Annotated in this window: 11 protein-coding genes; 8 read left to right on the forward strand and 3 right to left on the reverse strand. The window is 25.3% G+C overall.

The window, feature by feature from the left end; translation table 11 throughout:
* Positions 1-44: 44 nt before the first annotated feature.
* Positions 45-278 carry a class I lanthipeptide gene (locus tag ACVC2P_RS13415; protein WP_452598967.1) on the reverse strand — a complete coding sequence of 78 codons (234 nt, stop codon included), beginning with the start codon at positions 276-278 and terminating at the stop codon, positions 45-47.
* Between the two features lie 417 nt (positions 279-695).
* Between ACVC2P_RS13415 and ACVC2P_RS13420 the strand changes: the two genes are divergently transcribed.
* A complete protein-coding gene (locus ACVC2P_RS13420; RefSeq protein WP_452598968.1) occupies positions 696-2,438 on the forward strand; it encodes a helix-turn-helix domain-containing protein in 1,743 nt (580 codons plus the stop codon).
* 899 nt (positions 2,439-3,337) lie between these two features.
* Here the strand turns inward: ACVC2P_RS13420 and ACVC2P_RS13425 are convergent.
* Entirely contained in the window at positions 3,338-3,556 is a 219-nt protein-coding gene (locus ACVC2P_RS13425) for a class I lanthipeptide (protein ID WP_452598969.1), read from the reverse strand.
* Positions 3,557-3,754: 198 nt separating this feature from the next.
* Here ACVC2P_RS13425 and ACVC2P_RS13430 point away from each other — a divergent pair, with 198 nt between their 5' ends.
* The 7 genes from ACVC2P_RS13430 to ACVC2P_RS13460 all read left to right on the forward strand — a co-directional run bounded on the left by ACVC2P_RS13430 (position 3,755) and on the right by ACVC2P_RS13460 (position 8,942).
* Complete coding sequence (locus ACVC2P_RS13430; protein WP_452598970.1) at positions 3,755-5,596, forward strand: helix-turn-helix domain-containing protein; 1,842 nt, start codon at positions 3,755-3,757, stop codon at positions 5,594-5,596.
* Between the two features lie 497 nt (positions 5,597-6,093).
* Positions 6,094-6,294, forward strand: a complete 201-nt coding sequence (locus ACVC2P_RS13435) for a class I lanthipeptide (protein WP_452598971.1) — start codon at positions 6,094-6,096, stop codon at positions 6,292-6,294.
* A 23-nt stretch (positions 6,295-6,317) separates the two neighbouring features.
* Positions 6,318-6,569 (forward strand): hypothetical protein, encoded by a 252-nt coding sequence (locus ACVC2P_RS13440; RefSeq protein WP_452598972.1) that lies wholly within the window; start codon positions 6,318-6,320, stop codon positions 6,567-6,569.
* Between the two features lie 178 nt (positions 6,570-6,747).
* The gene (locus ACVC2P_RS13445; RefSeq protein ID WP_452598973.1) at positions 6,748-7,008 is read left to right on the forward strand and encodes a hypothetical protein; all 261 of its coding nucleotides are present in this window, start codon (positions 6,748-6,750) and stop codon (positions 7,006-7,008) included.
* A gap of 77 nt (positions 7,009-7,085) precedes the next feature.
* Positions 7,086-7,865: a M48 family metalloprotease gene (locus ACVC2P_RS13450; protein WP_452598974.1), complete on the forward strand. Its 780-nt coding sequence runs from the start codon at positions 7,086-7,088 to the stop codon at positions 7,863-7,865.
* A complete protein-coding gene (locus tag ACVC2P_RS13455; protein WP_452598975.1) occupies positions 7,855-8,361 on the forward strand; it encodes a stage II sporulation protein M in 507 nt (168 codons plus the stop codon). The genes ACVC2P_RS13450 and ACVC2P_RS13455 overlap by 11 nt, the downstream gene beginning before the upstream one ends.
* Positions 8,358-8,942 (forward strand): hypothetical protein, encoded by a 585-nt coding sequence (locus ACVC2P_RS13460; RefSeq protein ID WP_452598976.1) that lies wholly within the window; start codon positions 8,358-8,360, stop codon positions 8,940-8,942. The genes ACVC2P_RS13455 and ACVC2P_RS13460 overlap by 4 nt, the downstream gene beginning before the upstream one ends.
* A gap of 74 nt (positions 8,943-9,016) precedes the next feature.
* Here the strand turns inward: ACVC2P_RS13460 and ACVC2P_RS13465 are convergent, their stop codons facing one another.
* Positions 9,017-9,214, reverse strand: a complete 198-nt coding sequence (locus tag ACVC2P_RS13465; protein ID WP_452598977.1) for a class I lanthipeptide — start codon at positions 9,212-9,214, stop codon at positions 9,017-9,019.
* Positions 9,215-9,501 lie beyond the last annotated feature (287 nt).

The raw sequence follows: 9,501 nt of genomic DNA on the forward strand, positions 1-9,501 counted from the left end.
GTTGTGTTGGACCTATTAGTACATATTTAACTATATGTAGAAATTTAAATTACCATTCCAGTATTTTTACAAAGTGCTCCAGATGTTGGTCTGTCGTTATTTGTAAAAGGCCTAAGTAATGAAGTATTAATAATTACAGAGCCATTATTTCCTGGATCAAGAACAGGGTTATTGTTCATAATTAAACCACCATTAATAGAATATAACGTTGAGTCGTTAAGTTCTACTATAGCACTTTTTTTAAAATGTAGTTTTTTTTTTGTCCCTCGAGTTTTCATAAGTTTTTAAGTTTTATCATTAATCAACATAACAAATATATTTTTACTTACTCTTAATATAAAGTAATAGCACCGAGTTTTTATAAAAATGAGTTATATAAAGCTCGTTTAATTTTCTGTTTTTCAATAAGTTATGTGTTTTTGGTGTTTCAAAAATAAAAAATGAATTATTTACACATAAAACAATATAATAGTATAAATTTTTAACTAAAATAGTTAAAAATAAAAGAATAATTAAATAGTAGCTTGTGGGTGTTTGCAATATTTTTTACAGATTAATATAATAGCTACAAGTTAAAAACTGGACATAAAATTATATGTCAGATTGTATTTTTGAGTAAGTCAAAAGTTTTGTTTTATTATCATTATAAACTAACTTAGTCGCTGTATATATTTTAAACAGATGTAATTGTTTTTATGTTTTTATTAAAAAAAAACTTTTTATTTTTTGCGCTATTATTTAGTTTCATTTTTTCATGCTCACCTAAAAGAGAAACTTCATCTACAAAAAACATAAAAAAACCTTACCAAGACTCTATAAAAAAATACATCTACAGCAACCCTGTAAAAGGGATTGTGTACAGTAAAAAATTCTTAGAAAAAAGTAAACAAGAAAATAATACAAAAAACATATTACTTGCTTTAGGTACGTTAGCAGTAGAGTACGAAGTTCGTGGAATAATAGATAGCACATTATACTATTATGATAAATCTAAGGAGGTCTCTAAAGAACCTCAAAATATAATAGATATTACACATAGTGTTGCAATTATATATGAAAACCAAAGTGATTATAATAAAGCAGTAGCACTACAAAAAGAATGTTTAGAGTTATCTAAAAAATTTGAATTAGAAGAAGGAAAACAAAGAGCTCTTAATGCCTTAAAACATATTAAAAATAAAGTTAATAAGTCTGAAGAAATAATACCTCTTTTTATAGAAGCTTATAATAAAGAAAGTAAAAAATCTAAAGATAAAAGGTACAACTTAAGATATGCTAGGCTAGATTTAGTTAAAAGCTATCTAACACATAAAAAATTAGCAAAGGCATTACTGTTTTCAGAAGAAGGTGTAACAGAATCTAAGCAAACTAAAAATTTAGAATTTCTATATTACTACCAACAATTAAGGTCTAGAACACTCTTTGAAATGAAAAAAATTGCTTTAGCAAAAACATCTTCAAATGAAACTTTAGAAACAGCTAAACAATTAAATAATAATGAGTTTATTAATGAAGCTAACTATGTTAGAGCATTAATCTATTTAGAAGAGGGAGAACCCGAACAAGCAATCATTTTATTAAAAAGAAATTTAAATTACGAGCATTCTCCAGAGCAGTTATATAACTATTATCACCTTATGGCTAATAGTTATGAGGCCATAGACAGTATAACGCTTTCTAACTTGTTTAACCAGAAGTCTCTTAAAGAAAAAGAAAAAGTATCTCAGAAAAAATTGAAAACATTAGATACTATTCATGAAGTTTTCATGAAAGAAGAAATAGAAGAGAGAGAGAGACAAGAAAGAAATAAACTATTCTGGATAATTTCATGTATAGTTTTTATAGTATTGTGTATACTGGTTATCTGTAAATTAAGATTAAACCAAAGGCAAAACCAAAATCGTTTTGACGATTTAATGCTAAAAATTAAAGATTACGAGGCACAAAATAGCAAAGCTAAATCAAAGGAAAAAATAACTGCTAAATCTATAACTGAAAAAAAGGATATAGAACTCGAAGAAGAAAAACTTTTAATTGATAATGAAACAATAAGTGACTCTGGTGATAATAGTTACATTATAGACGATGAAAAAATAGAAGAAATACTCTCTAAAATAAATAAATTAGAAGAAAAGCAATACTACTTAAGGCAAGATTGTACACTGCCAAATATGGCAAAAAAGCTTAAAACAAACACATCTTACCTTTCTAAAATAATAAATACTCACCTTAATAAATCTTTTAGTACATACATAAATGAACTTAGAATAAATTATGTAGTTATAGAACTAAAAAATAATAAACGCTTAAGATCATATTCAATTAAAGGAGTTGCAGAGGAAATAGGTTATAAAAATGGAGATTCCTTTGCTAGGGCTTTTAAAGCATCTACTGGAATTACCCCTTCTGTCTATATAAAAAAAATAAACGAACTATAGTAAATAAGTATTTCTTAAAACATTTATATATAGTTGTTTAAGTGCTAGTTATAGTGCTGATATTTTATAAAAACGCGATTACTTCTCTTGCGTTCTAGCTTTATTTAAAATTACTTTGGACTAAGAAATAAATACCCTAGATAGTTTTAACTCTATAAATTTATTTAGAATTATTATAAGGCTTAACTGAATTCATGTGCTAAAGAATAAAAATGCTTTATACCAATCCTTTTTAAATTTTATAAAGAAATTATTTAAACGTATTTAAAACTTACTAAGTTTTTTGAGTTGGTAAACACTAGTATTAGTTAGTAGCCAACTCTTCTATAGAGCTAAAAATAAGTTACAAGAGAATATAGTAAGTTTAAAAACAAACATTGTTTCTATAATTGTTATAGTAATTATTAGTAATAATTTTATGTGGTCCTAGTCCAAAAGTTCTTTGAATTAAATATAATTATTATGACTAGTTGTAGAGATAAGAATTGTAGTATTAACTGCTTTTAAATTATAAAGGTTTAATCTAAGCCGTCGACTTTATCGATAAACAAAAAAACAATTATAGTTTTATAATTTAAAAGTAGTTAATTATTTAATAAGGGGGAAATTAATAAATATGTTTACTAGAAAAGTGTAATTCTATGAAAAATTGCATAAAAATAATAATCTTACTTCTAGTAATGTATCCTTTATTAAAATTAGGAATTTTCTTTTATAACTTTATTATTTACGCTCCTTTATTGGGTTGTGCGTTGTTGCTTTTATTATTCTCATTAACTATGTTTTTTTATTCTCTAATTATTTTCTTTAAAAAAGAGATAAAAAAAACAAATTAGTTAATAAAAAAGCATTTTCTTTTTTAGAAAATGCCTTATTAATTTGTGAAGAATATCTTTATTTTATTGACCAAACTCGTTCTCTAGGTTAACCATATTACAAAACCAAGATGTATCTCTAGGTGGTATTATACTTCCTAAAGAGGTAGCTACATCAGGGGTAAGACATTGAAGGGTTGATATTGTTTGAGTTCCCCCTTTAATGTTTGCCATATTAACATCGTTTAATTCAATAATGTTTTGTTTGTTAAATTGTAATTTGTTTTGTGCTTGAGTTTTCATAATTACTTTATATTTTGTTTGTTCAACAAATATGAACAATATATCTTTTCTTACAAAGTCAAGGATAGTATGATTTATAAAAAATAAGGTAATTAATTTTTGTTTAAAATATTGTTTTTCAATTGGTTATAAATATTTTTTATTGTTTTTAAAAAACGTAGTTTTGTAATGTAATTATTCTAAATATTAAAGTAATTAATGAAAGTAAAAAAGTTTTTTTTATATAGCTTTTTGTGTTTAAGTTTTTTTATAAACGGTCAAGAGAATACAACATCTTTAAAAGATTCGATAAAAAAAAACCTAAACAGCAATCCAGAAAAAGCAATTGGGTATATCCATAAATACGTAAAACTAAATAAGGAGAAAAAAAATAAAAAAAACATAAGTTTAGGTTATTCTATATTGGCAGTTGCTCATGAAAAAATGAGTCAATTAGATAGTACACTATATTATTATAATAAAAGATTAGGTTTATTAGAGAGTCCTATAGATATAATTGAAACAACACATTTTATAGCAAGAATATACGATAATAATTATAACTATAATGAAGCACTAAGGTACTATAACCAAATTCTTGAATTAGCCAGAAAAGAAGGTAAAGAAGATTTAGTTACAGATATAAAATATACTATAGATCTAGTAAAAGCTAAAGTGGGTTTTAGTAAAGAAGAACAATTTGAAGAAGCATTTAAATATTTAAAAACGGAGTACGAAAAACAGAAAAAAACAGGAGTTAGCCCAAGTCTTCTTAAATTTAATAGAAAAAGCCTTATTGAAGTTTATATAACTAAAAAAGAATATAATAAAGCTATTATGCTTATTGAAGAAGGCATTATTGATGCAAAAACACATAATAATGTTGAGTTTTTATATTATATGTGCGAGTTCAAGTCTAGAGTGCAATTTTTATTAGAAGAATATGATAAGACAAGATTAGCAGCAGAAAAAGCAATACAATATGCCAAACAACTAAAAAATGAGGTATTTATTAATGAAATAAACTTTAGATTAGCTTCCATTTTTTACAATACTAAAAGTTATGAAGAATCATTAATAAAATTAAAGATGATTTTAAATAACAAAAAAGAAAAATCAGCTCTTCAAAAATCTAAATATTACAAATTAATAGCCGATGTCTATAAAGATATGGATAGTGTTAGGCTTTCTAATACTTATTTTTCTAAACAAATCGAGGAAAAAGAAAAAGCTCTGCAAGAATACTTGTCTGCAATAAAAAGTATTCATGATATAGAAGTGCGAGAAAAAGTTTCAGATGTTCAAGATAGTTATGAAGAAGAGTTAAAAGAAGAAATTTCAAAAAAAGAAAAAGAAAAACAAACAAAACAGCTTTGGGTAGTAATAAGTTCTGTTTTATTATTATTAATAGTTGTAGTTGTTTTTCTTAATAAAAAGAAAGCTGTTAAAAACCAGCAACGTTTTGAAGAGCTAATGGTTAAAATAAATACATACGAAAAGCAACAAAGTATTATTAAAAATACAGCCAACACTTTAAATAAAGAAAGCATATTACAACCTGTAGTTGGAATTACTGATATAGAAGAAAAACCATCTAACACAAATTCTATTCTTTCTAAAGAAAATGGAATAAAAACTATTATTGATATTAATGAGGCAACCAAAAAAGAAGCTAATGTAGATGAAGAGCAATCTACAATAATAAAGGATAAAAAAGTAGAAGAAATTCTAGTTAAGCTTACTAAGTTAGAAGAGAAAGCTTATTTTTTAAGACAAGATTGTACACTTCATAACATGGCAAAACGCCTTAAAACAAATACAACATACTTATCTAAAGTAATAAATACACACTTAGGGAAGTCCTTTAGTACCTATGTAAACGATTTAAGAATTAATTATGTTATAATAGAATTAAAAAACAATAAGAGACTTCGTTCTTATTCTGTTAAGGCTATAGCAGAAGAAGTGGGCTATAAAAATGCTAATATTTTCTCAAGATATTTTAAAGAAATAACAGGAATTACACCATCTGTTTATATTAAAAAAATACAAGAAATGTGATTTTATTACAAAGTATTTAAGTGTTTGAAATACAGGTGTTTATTTGTTTTTAAGATGCGTAATTTTTATAAAAAGTATAATATAACTTTTATAAAAGTTAGGTAAAGTCATTTGTTTTCCACTTTTATTTCAATGTATCTTTGTTTCAGAGATATCACAGTAAATAATAAATAAGTAATTACTTTAAATTTATTAGAAGAAAAAAACAGAGCTCTGTAAAGCTCTGTTAATTTTGAAAACACAAATTTTCTGTATTCCATATCCGTCAATATGTTATACTCTGCAAATATATGTTTTTTATCACTTTTATACAAAGCGAGAAAAATATTACCTAGAGTCTCACATTTTAATATTTAGGATACAGAAAAACAATTAGAGGGCATTTATCGTGCTTGAGATGGAGAACTGATGAACACTATTTACGCTATTATTAGTTAGTAGTCGGTTCTTTACAAAGGCAAGTTATGTCTAATTTTTAAACTTTAAATATTAGAATTATGAAAAAACAAAACGAAAAGTTAGTATTTACAAAAGAGTCAATACTAGAATTACAAGATGGGCAATTATTAGGTGTTAATGGAGGATGTCAACACAGTGATTCATCAACAATGGATACATCTATTAAAATATCTATAAAAGATACAAAAGATATGTCTTTTCATTTACCAGATGACATTATAATCGATTTTACTAACTAATAAGAAATAATATTTTAAAAGAGATGAAAAATTCAAAATTAGTATTAGGATTAACAATGTGTTTAGGATTATTATTTTCAATGAATTCTATTCAAGAGAATATGTCGGCTAAAATTGGTTGGGCAGTAGCTTCACAATTTGAAGCAGACGAAGTAGCTGGAGCAGCTGTAGGTGGAGCCGCAGGAGCTTGGGCAGGCGCAGAGGTTGGTGCCTCTATTGGATCTGTAGGAGGACCAGTAGGAATGGCAATAGGTTTAGGTGTAGGAGCACTTTAGATTTATAAAGTATTTAAAAACATTTAATAGAAAATATAAATATTGGTTAGAGTCATCGTCTTTATCGAATATAAAAAAGAACTAATATTTTAAACCGTCATTTCTAATTAAATAAGTGACAAATCTTAATATCACTTAAAACAACATTAAGAATATATAAACACAAATTTTCAAAATTATGAACACAAAAAAAAGAGTATTAGGTTTAGCAGTATGTTTAGGGTTATTATTTTCAATGAATACAATACAAAATAAAGTGTCAGCTAACGTTGGATGGGCTATGACAGAGTTATGCGATACACCAGATGGATTATCACATGCAGCAACAGCTATGTACACAGCTACGGGAGCAATTGCAGGGGCAGAACTTGGAGCTGGAATAGGATCGATAGGAGGACCAGCAGGAATGGTGATTGGAGCTGGAATAGGAGCTTTATAAAAACTTAAAATTTACCTGAAAATATATTTAAATATATTTTCAGGTAATATTAAAAATCTTAATTAAAACTTAATTGTATGTCACAGAATATAAAGCTTTTAAAAACTATAATTAATACTGTATTGTTAGGTTTTTTTTTATCAGTTATATCTATAGTAATTTATCATTTTAGTAATTCGGAAAAACCAGTTAATTACTTATTAATAATAATTCTTTTAGCTGTAATACCAGCATATACATTATTAGTAAAACCATTATATTATTTTCTTATAAAAGATAAAACTTTAATAAATAATGATTTAAGGTGTTTTTTAATTGAAAAAGGTTTAAATCCTAAAATTAAGATTGTTAGTATTAAAACAAATAATAATGCTTTTACAATAGGAACAATGCTTTTTTCAAAAACAATTTTAATTGAAAAAACATTGATTAATAATTTAAGTAACGAAGATATCGAAGCTATTATTTATCATCAAGTTGGACATATAAAAAAGAACCATTTATTTATACTCTACTTATCTAACTTAATGTTAACCTTAATTTGTTATTTAGTATTCTTTGTAAAATCTAACTTTATTGACATATATATAGATAATGTTTTTTTTGAGGCTGTAACCGTTTTTATAACAGGGATGTTAATAGGGTGTCTCTTCGTATATATACCAGCAAAAATTAAAAACTCTCTTGATTTTCGCGCAGATTTATTTGCTTCCAAAAAAGTTGGGAAAGTAAATTACATAAGGGCTCTAAACAACTTAGATAATATTGTAAATGATAATATCTCTTTAAGCGGGTACTTAGGTATTAAATTATTAAAGAGAATAAATAATATTAAAACTAATAGCTATGAAGTATAAACTTTTATCCCTATTTATTTTCGCATTAGGTTTCTTTAGCTATATAATGTTTTATACAGCTGTTTCTCAAGACGCCTGTGTAGATATTGAAAATAAAATAAGCTATGAAAATATACAAGCTATCAACATTAACATTGATTTTTTAAACATTTTTATTAATAATCTAATAGTAGCTTTCGTTTTATCCTTTTTAGGTTTTTTATCTGGAGGCATTTTAACGAGTATAGTACTTTTTTGGAATGGTTATTTATTTGCAATTATAATTTTACTAGGCTATCAGAGCTTAGATATTCAAACATTTATATATGCGCTAAAACATGGTCCATTGGAACTCTATGCATTATTTCTTTTTGCAGAAGTTGGGTTAGGGGGATTTGTCTTTTATAAAAAAATACTACTAGAAAAAGAGATAAGCCTAGCCTTAATACCTAAAGCGAAACCGCTTTTAAAACCTATATCATTACTATTTATAGCATCAATAATTGAAGTATTATGAAAACTAAAACTCTTATTCAAAAACAAACACAGCATTCAGCATCAATCTTTTTTCAATTTTTATTAATATACTTTGCAGCGATTGTAATTTTTGGAATATTTAGATTAAACTTAATATTAGAGTTAGTAGATTCGTCAATAGTTAAGACTGCCAGAGTATCGTCTTACATTAGTTTAGTAACCTCTGCTATTTTTTCCATATTTATGGTTTATTTATTAATAGGAGGAAGTTACTTTTTTAAACATATAATAAAATCTAAAATAGATAATTATAAAATTATTAATGCCCTTAAAAAGGTAGTTATAACTTTTGTAATCTTTGAAATTATAAAGTTTTTATTCACTTTTTTTATGTTACCTAATGAATTGTATTATTTTAATCTTCAATTAGATATTATAGAGCAGTTAATGAATACAGATTGGTATTTTTATGACAGTATTTCAAAATATTTAATGATCATTTTTAGCGCTTTTATATTTGTAGTAGAACTACAAGAAAAAGTAAATAAATCTGAAAAACGTAACGTTATATTTCTAAGTCTATTCTTATTTTCTTGCTTATTAGTAGTACATGTTTTATAGAAGTTAAATAGAGACTTTAAGTCGTAATAAAAAACGTGTAATCTCTAAATTACACGTTTTTTTTAATTAATCTTTTATCGATTTTGTAGGTGAGCGGCAACTTGATCACATAAGGTAAAGGTAGGTCTGTCGACAATGCTACCAGTATGGCTTATTATAACAGAACCTATAGAGGTTACTGTTCCTCCTTTTATGTTTAATAAGTTTTCGTCATTTAATTCGATAATTTCATTCTTTTTGAATTGTAATTTTTTGCTTGCTTGAGTTTTCATACTTGTAAATATTATTAATAGATTTAATGTTGTTCACCAAAGATTGCTAATAATATTTAAATTTAAAACATAGATATGCAGTGATTTATAAAAAGATTGTAACTTTTATAAATTTAAACGACTGATATTTAGAACCTTTGCAATGAAATAGTTTTTTGTAAAAAAAAGCTATTTTTGTTTATTAATTATAGTTTTTGATTAATGATTTCAAATAAAAAATCCCTCTTACTTTTTATTTTTTTAACTCTAAGTTTAGAATGCTTTTCACAGGCTCCAGATAATACATC

Source organism: Pontimicrobium sp. MEBiC01747 (genome assembly GCF_053601635.1).